The following is a 17,171-nucleotide window of genomic DNA, read 5'->3' on the forward strand; positions in this document are numbered from 1 at the left end:
GCCAGCGGCCATCAATCCGGGTTCTCGATCTCGCGGGTCAGGAAATCGACCAAATCGTCGAACCCAAGCTCCTGCTGACCGCTGTCGTCCCGCAAGGGTTTGACGCCGACGATGCCCTGCGCCAGTTCCGCCTCGCCGAGGACGAGTGCGAAGGTGGCGCCGCTCTTGTCGGCCTTCTTGAACTGGCTCTTGAAACTGCCGCCGCCGCAGTGAGACATGAGTCGCAGACGTGGCAGGGCATCGCGCAAACGCTCGGCCAAGATCGGGGCCTCGAGCTGGGCCTGATCGCCGACCGCGACCAGGTAGGCGTGCACCGCAGGCTCGCCGGCGTGACCTGCGAGCGCGAGCAGCTCCACCAAGCGCTCGAGGCCCAAGGCGAAGCCGACGGCCGGTGTTGCGCGGCCACCGAGCTGCTCGACCAGTCCGTCGTAGCGGCCGCCGGCACAGACGGTGCCTTGGGCGCCCAGATCCTCGGTGATCCACTCGAACACGGTCCGGTTGTAATAGTCCAGGCCCCGCACCAGCCGCGGATTGATCTGGTAGGGGATACCTGCCTGGTCGAGACCGTAGCGGATGCCGTGAAAGTGCGCCAGGCTCTCCTCGCCGAGGTGGTCCATCAGCGTCGGCGCATCGGCGACGACCTTCTGTGTCTCCGGGTGTTTGGAGTCCAGGACGCGCAGTGGGTTGGTGTGCAGGCGCCGCAGACTCTCGGCATCCAGATGCTCGCGCCGTGCCTGCAGATAGGTCACCAGCTGCTCGCGATACAGCCGGCGCTCCTCGGGGTCGCCGAGACTGTTGATCTCCAGACGCAAGCCCTTCAGTCCGAGCGCACGCCACAGCCGTGCGGTCAACAGGATCAGCTCGAGATCGATATCCGGTCCCGTGAGCCCGAAGACCTCGGCGCCGATCTGATTGAACTGCCGGTAACGGCCGCGTTGCGGACGCTCGTGGCGGAACATCGGGCCGCGATACCACAGGCGTTGGGGCTGCACGAGCAGCCCGTGCTCGATCGCGGCGCGCACGCAGCTCGCGGTTCCCTCCGGGCGCAGACTCAGGCTGTCGCCGTTGCGATCCTCGAAGCTGTACATCTCCTTCTCGACGATGTCGGTGACCTCGCCGATGGAGCGCTTGAACAGATCCGTGACCTCGATGATCGGCGTGCGGATCTCGGCATAGCCGTAGCCGGCAAGGATGGTGCGCGCGGTGTCCTCGACGCGGTGCCAGGTGGCGACGGCCTCGGGCAGGATGTCGTGCATCCCGCGAATGGCCTGGATGTATCTACTCATGTTCGGCGGCTCGATGTGTGCGGGCGACGCTCGGATGGGTTCGGCTCGAGCGCACCCTCACTCGGGCGATGCGGGATCGAACGAGAAGCGCGCCACGTTGCCGCGCGAACGCCCTTCCAGATCGAAGGGCTTGCCGTCGACCGTCATGCTGCTGTTGTTGACGCGCCCGACGGTGATCCGGAAAGGGGCTTGCCCCGTGACCTCTTGCCGATCCCCGGCCTTCATCTCGCCGGCGACGAGGCGCTGTCCGGCGGCGTCGCGGACCTCGAGCCAAGAGGGACCCGTAAACTCGAGGACGATGCCCTTTGTCGCCGTCGTGGGCTCGGGGGCGGGCGTCGGGGTGTCGACATCAGTCGTTGTGGCCGTTTGAAGCGGCCCGCTGCTGGTCTCGGCGACCGTGTCGGCTGTCGGCTCGGTCGCCGGCTCGGGCGACAACCCGGGCGCCGAATCGGTCATGGATGCAGGCGAGTCGGGGTTGACCTCGGACCGCTCCGCGATCGGCGGCTCGGGTGTCCCCGGTGTTGCGAGGCCATCCGTCGGGGTCGGTTCGCTCGTCGCTTCGGGTGTCTCCTCGGCGATCTCGGGAGCCGGCGTATCGACGCCTTCGCTCCCGCCACTGCCCTCGGCATCCATGAGCAGCGGATCCGGGTCTGTCGTGTCGAGGCCCAGCCCCGGGGCGAGCTCGGGGCGATCGTGCCACCAGAGCGCAATCATTGCGACGACCGCGCCGGCCAAGGCGAGGCTGACGAGGCGCACCAGGATGCGGGTGCCGCCCGACTCGCGATCGGATCCCGGGGTCGGGCGGGCGGGCTCGAAGCTCTCCGGTGTCCCGGCGTGGGCCTGATAGGCGGCAATCAACGGCGTCGGGTCAAGGCCGAGCATACGCGCATAGTTGCGCAGATAGCCGGTGATGAAGACCGGGTCGGGCAAGAGGTCGAAGCGATCCTGTTCGAGCGCCTCGATGACCTCGGGCTTGAGGTGCAGCTGCGAGGCGATCCGCTCGATCGCCAGGCCACGCGATTGGCGCTGCACCCGCAGGCGTCGCCCGGGGCTATCGCCGAACTCGACCACGTTCTGGTCGTTCGGGTCGGTCGATTGTGTCTGGTTTGTCACTCTTGAGGTCCCTACAGCTCGCGGGTCTCGGACGCATCCGGAAAGTTTGCGCGCAGCGCCTTCTCGTACTCGGCTGCGCGGGCTCGGTTACCCAGTGCACGCTCGGTCGTGACCGCGGTCGCGAGTGCCTCCCGGGCCGTCGCCGGGGTGCGCAAGGTCGTCGGCTCGAAGTAGCGATCCAGATAGAGCTTTGCCCCCTGCATGTTGCCGCGTTTGAGCTCGATCTCGGCGAGCTTCACCAGCGCCGGGCCGAAGCCGGGGTTGGCGGTGACGGCAGCGCGATAGTAGCCTTCCGCCTTGGCCGCGTCACCGGCGCTGCCCGCACAGGTGCCCGCGTTGGTCATCGCGACCCAAGGCGTCGAGTAGAGTGGGTTGTCCAGCGCCTTCTTGAAGTGGACGTCCGCCTCGGTGTAACGCTTTTGTCGACACTGATAGGCACCGAACGCATAGAGGACATCCGAGTTGTTCGGCGCGAGCTTGACGGCGCGCTCGTAGTGCGTCGCTGCAAGGTCGGGCTTGCCCATCTCTTCGTACATGAAGGCGAGCCACACGTGGGCCTTGGGATAATTCTTGTCGGCCTCGATTGCCTGTTGAGCGCGCCGGAAGGCAATCTCGGTCTGGCCTCGGTTGTAGTACTCCTCGGCCATCTCGACGTAGAGCGACGCGGGGCTGTCCTGCGGATCGAGCCCGAGCGGATCGGAGTCTTGCTGTGTGGCTTTGCTCGCGCAGCCGACCAAGCCGAGACAGAGTGCGGTCGGCACGAGAAGCCCGGGCATCAGGAGACGGCCGGCGAGATGGTTCCTCATGGCCTCGTCGCCCGCCCGGTGCGGATTCTGCCGTCCGGCTTGATCTGCTCCGGAATCGCGACCGCGATGCGCCCGAGCCGACGGGTGCGATCCTCGACACGCCCGACGAGCTGTCCGCAGGCGGCGGCGATCTCGTCGCCGCGAGTCTTGCGGGTCATGGTGAAGATGCCGGCACCGGCGAGGCGTGCGCGGAAGGCCTCGATGCGCTCGGGCGGCGAGGTGCCGTACTGATTTCCGGGGAAGGGGTTGAACGGGATCAGGTTGACCTTCGACGGAATTCCCTCGAGCAGGCGGATCATCTGCTTGGCATGTGCGAGGCTGTCGTTGATGCCGTCGAGCATCACGTATTCCCAGGTGATGCGGCGGCGTTTGTCGTTGCCCACGTAAGCCTTGCAGGCCGGCAGCAGCTCGGCGAGCGGATATTTGCGGTTGATCGGCACCAGCTCGTCGCGCAGGGCATCGTCGGGCGCATGCAGCGAGACGGCGAGCGAGACGTCGCTCACCTCGCGCAGCCGGTAGATGTTCGGGACGATACCCGAGGTGCTGAGTGTCAGGCGCGTCTTGGCGATCATGTAGGCGAAGTCGTCCTGCATGATGTCCATGGCCTTGACGACGGCATCGAAATTGGCCAGCGGCTCTCCCATGCCCATCATGACCACGTTGGACGGAGCGGTGCCCATCTGCCGTGTCGCATGCCAGATCTGACCGGCGATCTCCCCGACCGTCAGATTGCGGTTGAAGCCCTGAGTGGCGGTTGCGCAGAAGGAGCAGTTGAGCGCGCACCCCACTTGCGAGGAGACACAGATGGTCGTGCGGCGCCCCTCCGGGATAAAGACGGTCTCGATGCGCTGGCCGTCTTCGAGCTCCATGATCCACTTGATGGTTCCGTCGGCCGAGGGCCGATCGTGGATGATGCGCGGCAGGCGGATCTCGACGGTCTCGCGCAGCGCATCGCGCAACGCCCTGGACAGATCCGTCATGGCGTCATAGTCGACAACGCCGTGCTTGTGGATCCATTTGAAGAGGCTGCGTCCGTGAAACGCCTTGAAGCCGAGCCCGAGCACCAGTCTCTCGCAGTCGGCAAGATCCAGGTCGAGTAGATTGGGCTTGAGCTCGGCGTTGGTCACGGGGATCCTCAGCGGGTGCGCGGGCAGACGCCTTCCGGGAAGAAGAAGGCGATCTCCACGGCCGCGGTATCCGCGGCATCCGAGCCGTGCGCCGCGTTCTCGGTGAATGAATCGGCGAAGTCCGCACGGATGGTGCCCGGTGCCGCATTGGCCGGATTGGTGGCGCCCATGATGTCGCGATTCTTCGCGACCGCGTCTTCGCCTTCGAGAACCTGGACCATCACCGGACCGGAGGTCATGAACTCGACCAGCTCGTCGAAGAAGGGCTTGCCTTGGTGGATGCCGTAGAAGGCCGATGCCTGCTCCTTGCTCATATGGAGCATCCGCGCGGCGACGATGTGCAGCCCGGCTGCTTCGAAACGCCCCAGGATGGCGCCGATGGCGTTTTTCGCCACCGCGTTGGGCTTGATGATGGATAGCGTCTGCTCGATGGCCATGGTGGTTCCAAATAGAGGATGCGTGAAGAGGTTGGGTCGGACCGCCGGAATCGCGAGCTGGGGTCCTCGGGGCAATCTGCCCGTCGGCTCGCCATGCGGCCCGCCCCCGTCGGAGACTTGAGTGGATTGCAAAGTCTACCGATCGCGAACGCCGCGAGCAACGCCGGGTAAGCCGTGCCTAAGCCCTGTTCGTCGTAAGCGGTGTCGCAAGGCGTTGTCGATCGGCGATGCGGATTTGGATCGGCCGTGCGGCTGGGCGGATAATCGGCCGACATCCTTCCGCACGCAAACGGTTTTCCAGATGAGTCATTACGATGTCTTCAACGGCGATGCCGACGGTCTTTGTGCCCTGCAGCAACTGCGTTTGGCCGAGCCGATCGAGAGCATCCTGGTCACCGGTGTGAAACGCGACATTGCTCTGCTCGAGCGGGTCAATGCGGTCGAGGGAGACCAGGTCACCGCGCTCGATATCTCGTTCGACAAGAATCGCGGTGCGGTGGAGCGTTTGCTCGGACAGGGCGCGCGCATCCGCTATTTCGATCATCACTTCGCCGGCGAGATCCCCGTACATCCGGCGCTCGATGTCCACATCGAGGCGCTGCCCGACAAAGGGACCAGTCTACTGGTCGATGATTATCTTCAGGGCTCGCAACGCGCATGGGCAGTGGTCGGGACCTTCGGGGACAACTTCGACGCGTCCGCGCGTCGAGCTGCCGAGCCGTTGGGTCTGAGCGAAGGTGAGCTCGGACTGCTGCGCGATCTCGGCATCTTTCTCAATTACAACGGTTACGGCGAGACGGTCGACGACCTCTTGTTTGCCCCGGATGTGCTTTTCCGCAGCCTGCAACCCTACGCCGATCCCTTGACCTTTATCGTCGAGGATCCGGCGTTTGCTGCCCTGCGCGATGGCTATGTCGACGACATGGCCCGCGCACGCGCCATCGCGCCCGCGTTCGAGAGCGAGCGGCACCGCCTCTTCATCCTGCCGGCCGAGCCTTGGGCCCGCCGTGCCAGCGGCGTCTTCGCCAACGAGCTGGCCCAGCAGGCGCCCGAGCAGGCACACGCCATGCTGACCGGGTTGCCCGAGGGCGGATTTCTCGTCAGCGTCCGCGCGCCCATTGCGCGTCCGGACGGGGCGGATGTGCTCTGTCGCAGTTTTCCGAGCGGCGGGGGGCGCAAAGCGGCGGCGGGAATCAATTTGCTGCCGGAGGTTGAGTACGACACCTTCCTGGAACGTTTCCGCGCTGCGTTCGGTTAACGAAAAGTCGCAGCGCCTCCGAAGAGGCGCTGCGGCATCGGATCGGGCCTCGGTTCCGTGGAATCGATCGCGTCGACGCGCAGGATCGCCGGCGCGACCTCGTCGCTGCTCAATGCCTTGACCACGACGATCGGGTCTTTGAAGGCACGCTGGAGCTTGACGCGCTGCCATTCCTGTGTGCTGTCGTCGCCGAGACGCACCTCGATCCGACCGCGCGACTTCGTGCCGCCGAGGTAGAGGGTCAGGGTTCGTGCGGTCGTATCGGCCGGTACGCGCAGCTCGTAGCCCTTGTTCAGAGCAGTGCGGGGATCAGGCGATGCCGTGGCGTGCACGGCACCGGGCGCGCCGAGACTCAGCGTCGCATGATCCGCCGGTCGGTCGTGGCGCTGACCGGGCTTTCGGTGCGGAAGCCCTCGATGACCATGTCCGAGATCAGGCGCCCGGTCATGACGGGCTCGGTCATCTCCTCGAGCATGGTATAGCCGTCTCCGCCGGCCGCGAGGAAGTCCGAGGTCACGATCCGATAGCGACGGGTCGGATCGATAGGGGCGTCGCCGACCGTGGCACTCGAAAGCCGTCCGTCCACAATCCTGTAACGTACCCCGGAGACCTGGAGGAAACCGCCGGGGTTGTCCGACGGATCCAAGGCCGCGCTGCGTTCGAGCGCGGCGAGCAGTCGGGCGCCGGTCATGTCGCCCATGACCAGCTCGTTGCGGAAGGGAAAGGCCTGGTAGACCGATTTAAGGGTCACTGGACCCTCGGGGATGCTGGACCGAAAGGCGCCGCCGTTGAGGAGTGCAACATCGGTCAGCGTGATCTCCCGAGCCAGATCGGCCACGAAATTACCGAAGGGTGCCTCTTCGCGACGGATCAGCTCGCGCCGGGCGCTGAGTTCCTGCGTGCTGAAACCGACCTCCGTGTCGAGCTCCCGCTCGGCGTCCAACGTGATTCGACCAACCTCTTCGGCGATCTCCGGATCCTCGGGGCTGGCGGCATCGATGGGGATCAAGGCGTAGTCGGTGTGCGCCAAATGCCCGTCGCGGCACCGGAAATCCATGCGTCCCAGCCAGCCGCCGCGCTCTCCGGCCTGGACGATGGGCACGTTCTCGACAAAAACCGGCTGTTCGTAGAGGTTGTGGTTGTGGCCGCCGACGATGAGGTCGATACCGGGCACGGATTCGGCCAGCCGGCGATCCTCTGCAATCCCCAGGTGCGAGAGCACCACCACCAGGTCGGCCTTGTCGCGAAGCGCCGGAACCAGGCGTCGGGCGACAGCGATCGGCTCCTCCACGCTGATGCCCTCGATGTTGCGCGGATGGGTCGCGGTGGTCAGCTCCGGTGTCGTGAGTCCCAGGACCGCGACCTTGGGCGCATCCGGCCGCTCGATCACGACCGCAGAGCGCACGGGCAAGGGCTGCGGGTCGGAGGCCACATTGGCGCTCAGGAAAGGGAATGCGGCCGCCTCGGTCAAGCGGCGAAAAACCTCTTGGCCGTAGTCCAGCTCGTGATTCCCCATGACCGCGGCGTCCACACCCATGCGCCCGAGAAGCACCACGTCGGGCACGCCCAGGAAGAGGCTGGAGGTCAGTGTCCCTTGCAGGAGGTCGCCCGCGAACAACAGGACGACCGGGCGGCTTGGATCCCCCGCCCGAATCCCCGCCACGGTCGCGGCGAGGCGTGCGATACCGCCGCGCTCGGTCCCGTCGCGCGGGTCTTCGTAGGATTCGAGTTGCCCGTGGATGTCGTTGAAGTGCAGGAGGGTGAGCGCTTGGCCCGGCTCGCAGGCAGCCCGGGCTAGGGCCGGCACCAAAAGAGCGACGAGCATGAGGTAAGGCCAAAGGAAAACGGCCCATCGAGACTGCGTCGGGCGCTCCGCCGAACAAACGGCGATATCAAAACCCCGGGTCATCTCGTCGGCGAAGGCGGTCGGGTGCGGGCTCATGGCTGGCCAGTCGACATACGGTGGGGACGGGAGCGGATCGCTTCGCTCCGAGTCAGCAGCCGAAAAGGTTACATTCTCTCGGGTAACGCATCCAGTCCGGTCGATGCCGGAGCCGAAAGCTGATTTCGAAGAAGCGCGAGCCATCCAACAGGATTTCCTTCAATTGCGCCGGCGTCGTTCCCGTACCGGGCCTCGTCAACGCAATCGGTAGGCGATCGGCACGACGATCTCGAGCCTGGACCGGTTCATGCTTGCCGGGATCGGTGGCATCGGGGATGCCCGTCTCAGCAGCTCCGATGCGGCACGGTCGAGCGCGGTATGACCGGAGCTCGTCTCGATGCGATGCGAGATGACCTTCCCGCTGCGCTCGATCACGAAGCGGACCCTGACGATGCCCTCCTGACGCATCTTCCGGGCTTGCGACGGGTAGCGTTTGTGTCGTTCCAGCCAGGCCGCGAGCTCGGCGTAGTAACGGTCTTTGGACTTGCCCCCGTCGGCCTTTCCGGCCGTTCCGCCGCCGCCCGCTCCAGCCGCGGACGGGGCACCTGCGCCGCCCGCGCCTTGTTTGCTGCTGGTTTTGCCGGCGGAGTTCGCCTCGACGGATGCGCTCTTGCCTGCGGTCGGTCGGGGTTTCGTCGTCTGCGGTCCCGTCTCGGGTTTGGGCTTGGGCGCGGCTCGCGCGGTCCGTGGCGGCGGGGTCTCGCGACTGCGGACGGTCTGGGTCTTCGGCTTCGGGCTCACGGGCTCCTCGGCAGTGATCGGCGGAGGCGGCTCCGGCTCGGCGGCCCGGATGGTCTCGGTGGCCCCGGCGAGCACGGGGGCGAGGGCGGTGGCGCTGACGGCCTGGAGCGCGGTCGCATCCAAGGTCGCGGTCGCTAGGGTGTCCGCGTCGATCGATTGGACCCTGTCCGCTGCTCCGTCGCCGCCGGCAGGCCCGGCCCCTCCGAGCGAGATGCGGATGCCGGGATCGTCCAGCTCGATCGGGGCCGGCGGCTCGAGCAGCTTTGCGAGGGCGAGATGGGCGGCGAGGGCAAAGAGGAGCGCGAGCACCCACTGATAGCGTCGCGGCTTCATCCTTCACCCCGCGCCAAGGTCAAGAGGTCGACGTCTTCGGCACCGGCGGCGCGCAACTGCTCGAGCAGATCGACCAGACGCAGCGCTTCGAGGGTCGCGTCCGCCTTGATCTGCAGATGCGCAGGGCCGTCCGCGATGATTTCGGTCACCCGCTCGGCGAGGACGGCGTCGTCGAGCGGCTCGCCGTTCAGGCTGATCTGTCCCGTTCGGTCGATCAGCAGGGCCAGCGGCGTTGCTCGTGTGCCCTGCGGGCTGTCCGAGCGCGGGGGATCCACGGCAATCGACTCCGTCGGGGCGAGTCGGCCCGCCAACATGAAGAAGATCAGCAGCAGAAAGACGACATTGATCAGCGGGATCAGATTGGCCTCGCTGTCGGCCGCTGGTTTGGAGCGTTTCAATCGCATCGGGATTCAGAGGCGCAAGAGTGTCAGGTGGGTTGCCCCGGCGTCGCGCAGGAGGTCCAAGACGTCGACCAGACGCTGGAGGCTGACGCCGGGCGCGGGCTGGACCAGGATGCGCTGCGCCGGGTCTTCCCCGATGCGTGCCGCGACCCGTCCGGCAAGCTCGGCGGGGGCGATCGCCTCGGCGTTGAGGTCCAGTCCTTCGGGCTGCACGCGCACCAGCCAAGACCCGACCACCGGCGTCCCGGCAGTCGCCGAGGCGGGCGCCCCCAACTCGATGGCCTGCCATTTGACGAGGCTGGAGGCGAGCATAAAGAAAACCAGCAGGATGAAGACCACGTCGATCAACGGAGTCAGGCTGATCAGCCGACGGTGCGGTGCGGGCGAGTCAAAGCGCATCGGGGATCCGCGGCGTGGCAAGGGGTCGTGGTGGTGCAGCGACCGCTTCTTCGAGCCGAAGCCCTCCGGTGAAGACGCGGGTGACCTGATCCTCCAAACGACGGGTCACGCCTTCGAGGAGACGCTCGAGCCAATTCAGCGCGACGACGGTCGGGATGGCGACCGACAGCCCCGCGGCGGTGGTCAGCAGAGCGACCCAGATTCCGCCGGACAGCACCGACGGATCGACCTGATTTCCGGCCGCCTCGAGGGCACGAAAGGCGTCGATCATTCCGATCACGGTACCCAGCAGACCGAGCAGCGGACTCAAGCTCGCGATCACCTCGAGCCCGCGAAGATGGCTACGCAAGGACGTCAGCAGATGTGCGGCCCGACGCTCGACCTCTTCGCGCAGCGCCGCCGGATCATTCGCTTGGAGACTCCCCAGCATGGCGGTCCGAACCACCTCGGCGAGTGGGCCGCGGGCCTGCGCGAGCCGCTCGGCCGCCTCGCGACGCCGACCGGCCTGCCAGTCGTTCAGTGCGGGCTCGATGTGCTCGGCACCGCCGTTTCGCAAGCGGGCAAACTGCCAGAGCTTGATCAGGACGATGGTCAGGGCGAGGACCGACATCGCTGCCAGGATCAGCATCACAGGTCCACCGGCGTCGAGCAGGGCGCGCAGCGGCTCCGGGATGGCGGTTGCGATCGGGGACGGCATGATCATGCCGAGCCAGGATTGCGTTGCCGTCACGGGATCCGGCATGGCGGCCGCCGCAGCGGTCATCGGACCGAGTGCGGCGGCTGTCGCGGTTTCAGACATCAGGTGTTTCCTCGGGTCCGGCCTCGGCGCAGTGCGGCGTCATCGGTCATTTCACCAGCTGCGTTTCGGCGCGCGTCGAGAGTGTCAGGCGCTCGATGCAATCGCTCTGGGGTCCTTCGGCGTCGCGACATTCAAGGACCTCGTTGATCAGGATCCGGCGGATATCGGCGCAGTCGAGATCAGGAATATCGAAGAGCTTCACGGTCGTCTTCGCCGCCCGTAGAGGTGCGGTGTCGACCGCCAGGCGTCGGGCAATCACGCCTGCTTGGTCGAACAGGATCAGGTCCAGCTGCAGGGCCTCGATCGCCGGTCCGGTGCTGTTGTCGAAAACCAGATAGGCGCGACAGGCCTTCGTCTCGGGCTGGGGCTCGAGCTTGTTGAGCTCGAGCTTGATCTCTTGCGCGGCGGCAATGCCTGCAAGCGCGCCGAGAGCCAGGAGCAGGAGTGCCTGCGTCAGGTTGCGGTGATTCATTCAACGGATCCTTGAAGCTGTCGAATCGAGCATCTTCGCCGGCCCCGGGGCATGGGTCAATCGGGGCCGAATCAGAAGTCGACATTCAGCGACATCCAGAGCGGGCACGGCTCCCGGATGTTGTTGTAGACGTTGCTGTCGGCGATGACATCCGGGTTGTTGCGCAGCGGATAGGGCCGGTAGTCGTTGAAATTGCGGTTCTCCAGATTGTCGATGACGGCGTTGATGCTGACCTTGTCGGTGACGCTATAGGAGCCGCCGAGATTGCAGACGTTGTAGCCTCACGCGATTTGGTCGCTGGCGACGAATTCGAGACCCTGGACCCGCGCCTCGCCGATGTTGGCAAACTCGTCGGTCACAGCGGATGCGGCCGTCGGAGGCTCGATCTTCTCGCTGCTCTCGGTATAGAGAGGCGTCATCTGTGCGAAGACACCGACGGGGCTGTTGAAGATGCCCGAGAGTTCGTCGTTGGTGCTGGTTTCCGGGTCGAGATTCGGATTTCCGTAGAGCGAATCCTGGCCTTGGTTTCCGTCACCGACGACCCCGTCGTAAAGCTGTTCGAGAAAGGGTGCCTTGTAACCCTGCCCGACACCGCCCTTGAGCGTGCATTCGCTCGTGGGATTCCAAACCGCATGGAGGCGAGGAGTCAGGCGACCGCCGAAGGCGTCATGGTCGTCATAGCGTAATCCAGCGGTCAAGGCGACCGTATCGGTGATGCTCCATTCGTCCTCGATCGAGACACCTTATTGACTGTTTCTGAATGTGGTATCGGGAATTCCGTCGGTGCGCTCAGTCGACGACGCTCACGCGATCGCCGATCTTCATGTGCTCGAACAGGAAGCGCGCATCCTTCTCGCCGACACGCACGCAGCCGGCTGAATCCGGATAACCCGGAAGCCAGCCCTCATGCAGAAAATAGTGGCCGTAGAACTGGATGGAGTAGGGCATCCAGGCCTGCCAGCCGAGCTGATTGGTGTAGCGCGAGGAGACCTTGTCCTTCTGCTTGCTCAGCACCGAGAAGGTGCCGCGCGGCGTGCTGTGACCCTCGCGTCCGGAAGAGATGGGGCCGGTTCGGACGACTTGATCGCCCTCCGTGTAGACGAACGACTGGCTGCCGATCCGGATCGTCAAGGCGCGCTTGGCCTGTTCAGCGGTCGCTTCGGCAACAGGCTCGGCGCTCGCCTCGCCGTCGGCGCTCTCGGACACCTTGCTCGGCTGGCGCTCGGGCGCCGGTCTGGTCGGGGATTGAGCGCAGCCGACGATGAAGGCGGCCGCCGTGAGCAGAGGCAAGATCCGGTGCAAAAAAACCATGATATGCGCGGGCTCCCGTTGACGGACAACTGTCCCGTAAGAACCTGATATGAGGTTCCGATGGTCTCGACACTACCGCCGGGGGGGCAGATGGGGCCACACCCTCGGATTCAAGAAGCCGATGCAGCGACTGCACTGAAGCCGGATTGCACGGGCCTCGAGGTCCGTGCCGAACCGGTCCTCGAGGTCCCTTCCACGGTCTCAGGCCACCGCCGTCGCGGCGGCTTCTCTTGCCCGGTCGTCGATCGCGAGGCTACGCCCGGCCAGCCAGACCAGGAGGACGACGGGGACGCCGATCAAGGTCGTGAAGAGGAAGAAACCTGGATAGCCGATCCCGTCGACGATCGAGCCGGAATAACCGCCCAGGACCTTGGGCAGCAGCGTCATGAGCGAGCTGAAGATGGCGTACTGTACGGCGGTGAAGGAGACACTGGTCAGGCTCGATAGGAAGGCGACGAAGGCCGCGCTGGCGAGTCCGGCCGCCAGGTTGTCCGCTGCGACCGCGATGTAGAGCCAGGTCAGGTCAGGTCCGGCGAGCGCCAAGACGACGAAGACGAGATTGGTGGCCGCAGACAGGATGGCGCCGAGCATCAGGATCCGCATGACCCCGTAGCGGGTCGCCATGAGCCCGCCGAGGAGCCCGCCGAGGATGCTGACGATGACCCCGAAGGTCTTGACCGCGGTCGCGATCTGCGGCTTGGAGAAACCGATGTCCTGATAGAAGACATTGGAAATGACGCCGAGCACGATGTCCGAGATCCGATAGAGCCCGATCAGGGCCAGCAGGAGAAGGGCTGTTTTGAGACCGTAGCGGCGGAAGAAATCCAGAGCCGGCTCGATCCAGGTCTCGCGCGCCATCACGGCGTTCACGGCCCCGGCGGCGACCGACAGCCACCCGACAGCAATCGCCGCGGACACGGCAACGGCAAAATGCAGGGTCTCCAGGAGGAAGCCGGTGATCGGCCCGCCGCCCGCCCACGCCTTCAGCCCGGCGAAGGCCCCGCCCGAGACGAAGAACCCGCCGGCAAAGGCAGCCGCGGCCACCAGGAAGACCCCGACCAGCCGCAGATAGTCGGATGCCCCGTAGACATGCGCCTCGGGACGCCGAGTCTCGGGCTCGGCGATCAGCAGCGTCGTCACCACCCCGATCAGCATGGTCGAGGCCATGACGAGGTAGGTGAGCTGCCAGGCCCGAAAGCTATAGTCGCCCGCCTCCGAGCCGAAGAGCGCAGCCAGATAGAGCGCACCGGCACCGGCGACGACCATGCCGATCCGATAGCCGGCGATATAGGTCGAGGACATGAGTCCCTGCAGGCGCGGCGCGGCGGATTCGATCCGGTAGGCGTCGATGACGATATCTTGGGTTGCCGCGGAGAAGCCGAGCAGCACGGCCGCGATCGCCATGCGCGTCACATGGCCGGTGCCGGTCGCCGGATCCACCAGCGCCATGCCGACGATGGCGGCGATGATCGCGAGTTGCGAGACCAGCAACCAGGCGCGTCGCCGTCCGAATCGACGGGTCAGGACAGGCAGCGGTAGCTTGTCGATCAAGGGCGCCCAGACGAACTTGAACGAATAGCCGAGGGCCGCCCAACTGAAAAAGGTGACCGCTTGGCGCTCGATGCCGGCCTCGCGCAGCCACAACGAGAGCGAGGAGAAGATCAGCAAGAGCGGGATCCCGGCCGAGAAGCCGAGAAAGAGCATGGAGAGCACTCTCGGATTGGAGAGCTCGCGCGCCGTCGTCTTCCATCCCCCCGTGTTGTTCGTATCGACTGGCGTCATGAGGCTCTCGATATCGCCGTGCCGGCCGAAGCCGGTGCAGCGGCGACTGCAAATGGGCAAAAACGCCGGGGAGGATACCGTTCGGCGCGTTCTTCACTCAAGGTCGAACGAACAGTCTTCGCCTGACGCCGGGGCGCGGACGTACTACCATGGGCTCCGTACGGGAACCCGCATCGCGGGCGTGGTCAGCCGGCAGGCGGGTCTCGCGCGTACAATTCAAGCTGCGACCCGAGTGAAGGACAACCATTAGGAGACTCAAACGTGTCGAATGCAAACCAACCCAGTCTGACCCAACCGGATGCCGGCCAGCGCAGCGGCCTTGTTCGTCTCATGCTGGAGCAATGGCCCTATGTTCTTCTCTTCGTCGCCGTCATTGCGGGCGTCGCCTTTACCGACATGCGTTTGGAGTTCGCGCTGCTCTACTGGCAGATCTTGATCCCGCTCTTCGGCCTTGTTGCGCTTGCGATCGGCTGGAGCAGCGTGGGCGACGACGGCAGGACGCGCGCAGGTTTTGTGATCAAGACCGTCCTGCACTGGGGGGCCCTGTTTGTCCTGGTTTGGATCCTCTACCTGCCGCAGCTCAAGGATGTCCTGAACGCCGAGCTCACCGGATTGCAGATCATCTTCCTGCTCGGACTGACGGCGTTTCTGTCGGGAGTTCACGGTAACCCGCGGATGTCGGTCGTCGGTGTCTTTCTGATCGTCAGCGGTATCGTGGTTGCATTTCTCGATGACGCCGCGCTGATGATGTCGGTGCTGGCCGTCGCCGTTTTGGTGGGATTGATCGTTTGGCAGACACTCACCGGGGGCAAGTCACCCGACTGAAACACTGTCCTGCCGCTTGGGCCGGATCCTTTGAAGGGAGGCCACTGCAGCCGTCGGCCGCAGTGGCCTACGCGGGACCCGTGCGCTTGGAGCTGTGCGTCCTCGACGGTCACCGCCTTGGCCTCCCTGCTCACGAGCCCGAACGTTCGATGGGCGGGATCGCATTCCTGAAACCGGACAGCGCTTGGCCACTATAACAAACGGAAATCCATAAAAATAAAAACCGCCCGTTGGCGGGCGGTTTTTTGCTCGGCAGCTACGGGAGTCGCCGGGCGAGGTGAGCGACGGACGCCGAGACGCGATGCCTGAGTCCGCCGACGATGACCTAGGTCGTCATCTGATGACCCGTTTCGCTCATTCAGCCTGCACAGCGGCCAACGCCGTCATATTGAGCAGTCCCCGCACCGAGGTGCTCGGCGTCACGATATGGGCGGCGCGGTCGGCACCGAGCAGCATCGGGCCGAAGGCGCCGCCTTCGTTGATGGTCCGCAGCAGGTTGAAGGCGATGTTGGCCGCGTCCTGGTTGGGCATGATCAGGAGATTCGCGCGACCGCTCAGCTTCGAGTCGGGGAAGCGCGCCTCGCGCACGGCGGCGTCCAGGGCCAGGTTGGCGTGCATCTCGCCCTCCACTTCGAGGTTCGGGGCGCGGGTGCGCAGGAGTCGCATTGCCTCCTGCATCTTGCGTGCGGCCGGCGACTCGTGGCTGCCGAAGTTGGAGTGCGAGAGCAGCGCGATCTTGGGCCGCAACCCGAAGCGCTGGACCTGCGCGGCGCACAGGAAGGTGATCTCGGCGAGATCCTCCGCGCTCGGGTCCGACTGCACATAGGTATCGGCGATGAAGAGCGGCCCGGCCGGCAGCACGATGGCGTTCATGGCGGTGAGATGACGCACGCCCGGCGCGGTGCCGATCACCTCTTCGACATGCTTCAGGTGTCGTGCATAGCGGCCGACCACGCCGCAGATCATGGCATCGGCGTCCCCGCATCTGACCATGGTGGCGGCCAGTACGGTGGGGTCGTTGCGGATGTATTCGCGTGCCTCGTCGGGCGCATAGCCGCGTCGCTGGACGCGCTCGTAGAAGGTCCGCCAGTGCGTGTCGAAGTTGCTGTTCTCGCAGGGCACGATCAGATCGAAATCACGATCCGCACGCATGGTCAGGCCGAGCTCTTTGAGGCGGTGTCCGATGACCTCGGGGCGGCCGATCAGCATCGGGCGTGCAATCCCTTCGAGGATGGCCTGCTGAGCCACCTGCAGAACGCGCTCGTCCTCGCCCTCGGCATAGATCACGCGTTTCGGTGCGGCGCGCGCCTGATCGAAGACGGGCTTCATGGTCATCCCGGTGCGATAGGCCCTCAGATGCATGGCGGTTCGATAAGCGTCCAGGTCGGCGATGGGCCGGGTAGCGACACCGCTCTCCATCGCCGCACGCGCGACCGCCGGGGCCAGATTCTCCATGAGACGCCGATCGAAGGGCTTGGGAATCAGATACTCGGGTCCGAAGGTCAGCTCGCCTCCGCCATAGGCGGCTCGTACGATATCCGACGGCTCGGCCATGGCCAGATCGGCGATCGCCTTCACACAGGCGATCTTCATCGCCTCATTGATCTCGGTGGCGCCGCAATCGAGCGCGCCCCGGAAGATGAAAGGGAAGCAGAGGACGTTGTTGACCTGATTCGGAAAATCCGATCGCCCGGTGGCGATGATGGCGTCCGGTCGAGCGGCGCGGGCCAGGTCGGGCATGATCTCGGGGACCGGGTTGGCCAGCGCCATGATGATCGGCGCATCGGCCATTTTGATCAGCCAGTCGGGCTTGAGGATGCCGGCGGCGGAGAGTCCCAGGAAGATGTCGGCGCCCTCGATGGCCTCCTGCAGGGTGCGCTGCTCGGTCTCGATCGCATAACGCCCCTTGTAGGGGTCCATCTCCTCGGTGCGGCCGTTATAGACCACGCCGGCGATGTCCGTAAGGGTCACGTTCTCCTTCGGCAGTCCCATGCTGACCAGCAGGTCGACACAGGCGAGAGCGGCAGCTCCTGCGCCGGCCGTGACCAGACGGGCCTTGCCGATGTCCTTTCCCACCACACGCAGACCATTGACGATGGCCGCGGAGACCACGATGGCGGTGCCGTGCTGGTCGTCGTG

Annotated in this window: 18 protein-coding genes; 2 read left to right on the plus strand and 16 right to left on the minus strand. The window is 65.4% G+C overall.

Annotated features, from left to right (window positions below):
• Positions 1 to 11 precede the first annotated feature (11 nt).
• Genes hisS through ndk form a run of 5 tightly spaced genes read right to left on the minus strand, consistent with a single transcriptional unit; the run spans position 12 to position 4,769 of the window.
• Complete coding sequence (gene hisS, locus B4N44_RS18835) at positions 12 to 1,286, minus strand: histidine--tRNA ligase (RefSeq protein WP_296704284.1); 1,275 nt, start codon at positions 1,284 to 1,286, stop codon at positions 12 to 14.
• A gap of 57 nt (positions 1,287 to 1,343) precedes the next feature.
• Positions 1,344 to 2,399, minus strand: coding sequence for a RodZ domain-containing protein (locus B4N44_RS18840; protein ID WP_296704286.1), 1,056 nt, complete (start codon positions 2,397 to 2,399; stop codon positions 1,344 to 1,346).
• 11 nt (positions 2,400 to 2,410) lie between these two features.
• Positions 2,411 to 3,205 carry a type IV pilus biogenesis/stability protein PilW gene (gene pilW / locus B4N44_RS18845; protein ID WP_296704288.1) on the minus strand — a complete coding sequence of 265 codons (795 nt, stop codon included), beginning with the start codon at positions 3,203 to 3,205 and terminating at the stop codon, positions 2,411 to 2,413.
• Positions 3,202 to 4,332 carry a 23S rRNA (adenine(2503)-C(2))-methyltransferase RlmN gene (gene rlmN / locus B4N44_RS18850; RefSeq protein ID WP_296704290.1) on the minus strand — a complete coding sequence of 377 codons (1,131 nt, stop codon included), beginning with the start codon at positions 4,330 to 4,332 and terminating at the stop codon, positions 3,202 to 3,204. The genes pilW and rlmN overlap by 4 nt, the downstream gene beginning before the upstream one ends.
• An 8-nt stretch (positions 4,333 to 4,340) precedes the next feature.
• Positions 4,341 to 4,769 (minus strand): nucleoside-diphosphate kinase, encoded by a 429-nt coding sequence (ndk, locus tag B4N44_RS18855; protein ID WP_296704294.1) that lies wholly within the window; start codon positions 4,767 to 4,769, stop codon positions 4,341 to 4,343.
• Between the two features lie 301 nt (positions 4,770 to 5,070).
• Here ndk and B4N44_RS18860 point away from each other — a divergent pair, with 301 nt between their 5' ends.
• On the plus strand, positions 5,071 to 6,027 hold the full coding sequence (locus B4N44_RS18860) for an acetyltransferase (protein ID WP_296704295.1): 957 nt from the start codon (positions 5,071 to 5,073) through the stop codon (positions 6,025 to 6,027).
• Here B4N44_RS18860 and B4N44_RS18865 read toward each other — a convergent pair.
• From B4N44_RS18865 to B4N44_RS18910, 10 genes are all read right to left on the minus strand, one after another.
• On the minus strand, positions 6,024 to 6,359 hold the full coding sequence (locus tag B4N44_RS18865; protein WP_296704298.1) for a hypothetical protein: 336 nt from the start codon (positions 6,357 to 6,359) through the stop codon (positions 6,024 to 6,026). The two genes, B4N44_RS18860 and B4N44_RS18865, sit on opposite strands and share 4 nt — an antisense overlap.
• A 20-nt stretch (positions 6,360 to 6,379) precedes the next feature.
• Positions 6,380 to 7,969, minus strand: coding sequence for a bifunctional metallophosphatase/5'-nucleotidase (locus B4N44_RS18870; protein ID WP_296704301.1), 1,590 nt, complete (start codon positions 7,967 to 7,969; stop codon positions 6,380 to 6,382).
• Positions 7,970 to 8,164: 195 nt separating this feature from the next.
• Positions 8,165 to 9,043 (minus strand): energy transducer TonB, encoded by an 879-nt coding sequence (locus tag B4N44_RS18875; RefSeq protein ID WP_296704306.1) that lies wholly within the window; start codon positions 9,041 to 9,043, stop codon positions 8,165 to 8,167.
• The gene (locus B4N44_RS18880) at positions 9,040 to 9,441 is read right to left on the minus strand and encodes an ExbD/TolR family protein (RefSeq protein WP_296704309.1); all 402 of its coding nucleotides are present in this window, start codon (positions 9,439 to 9,441) and stop codon (positions 9,040 to 9,042) included. Before B4N44_RS18880 ends, B4N44_RS18875 begins: the two co-directional genes overlap by 4 nt.
• 12 nt (positions 9,442 to 9,453) lie before the next feature.
• Entirely contained in the window at positions 9,454 to 9,843 is a 390-nt protein-coding gene (locus tag B4N44_RS18885; RefSeq protein ID WP_296704312.1) for an ExbD/TolR family protein, read from the minus strand.
• A complete protein-coding gene (locus B4N44_RS18890) occupies positions 9,833 to 10,642 on the minus strand; it encodes a MotA/TolQ/ExbB proton channel family protein (RefSeq protein ID WP_296704314.1) in 810 nt (269 codons plus the stop codon). The genes B4N44_RS18885 and B4N44_RS18890 overlap by 11 nt, the downstream gene beginning before the upstream one ends.
• A 46-nt stretch (positions 10,643 to 10,688) precedes the next feature.
• Positions 10,689 to 11,114: a Tat pathway signal sequence domain protein gene (locus B4N44_RS18895; RefSeq protein WP_296704316.1), complete on the minus strand. Its 426-nt coding sequence runs from the start codon at positions 11,112 to 11,114 to the stop codon at positions 10,689 to 10,691.
• Positions 11,115 to 11,395: 281 nt separating this feature from the next.
• Entirely contained in the window at positions 11,396 to 11,848 is a 453-nt protein-coding gene (locus tag B4N44_RS18900) for a TonB-dependent receptor domain-containing protein (RefSeq protein ID WP_296704383.1), read from the minus strand.
• Between the two features lie 55 nt (positions 11,849 to 11,903).
• Positions 11,904 to 12,425: a L,D-transpeptidase gene (locus B4N44_RS18905; RefSeq protein ID WP_296704318.1), complete on the minus strand. Its 522-nt coding sequence runs from the start codon at positions 12,423 to 12,425 to the stop codon at positions 11,904 to 11,906.
• Between the two features lie 201 nt (positions 12,426 to 12,626).
• Positions 12,627 to 14,207: an AmpG family muropeptide MFS transporter gene (locus tag B4N44_RS18910; protein ID WP_296704322.1), complete on the minus strand. Its 1,581-nt coding sequence runs from the start codon at positions 14,205 to 14,207 to the stop codon at positions 12,627 to 12,629.
• Between the two features lie 261 nt (positions 14,208 to 14,468).
• On the opposite strand from B4N44_RS18910, the gene B4N44_RS18915 reads away from it, so the two are divergent.
• A complete protein-coding gene (locus tag B4N44_RS18915; RefSeq protein ID WP_296704324.1) occupies positions 14,469 to 15,032 on the plus strand; it encodes a hypothetical protein in 564 nt (187 codons plus the stop codon).
• A gap of 354 nt (positions 15,033 to 15,386) precedes the next feature.
• On the opposite strand, the gene B4N44_RS18920 is transcribed toward B4N44_RS18915, so the two are convergent.
• Positions 15,387 to 17,171, minus strand: a 1,785-nt coding sequence (locus tag B4N44_RS18920) for a phosphate acyltransferase (protein ID WP_296704327.1), incomplete at its 5' end; no start/stop codon positions are given.

Source organism: Thiocapsa sp. UBA6158, from assembly GCF_002423035.1.
GTDB lineage: Bacteria > Pseudomonadota > Gammaproteobacteria > Chromatiales > Chromatiaceae > Thiocapsa.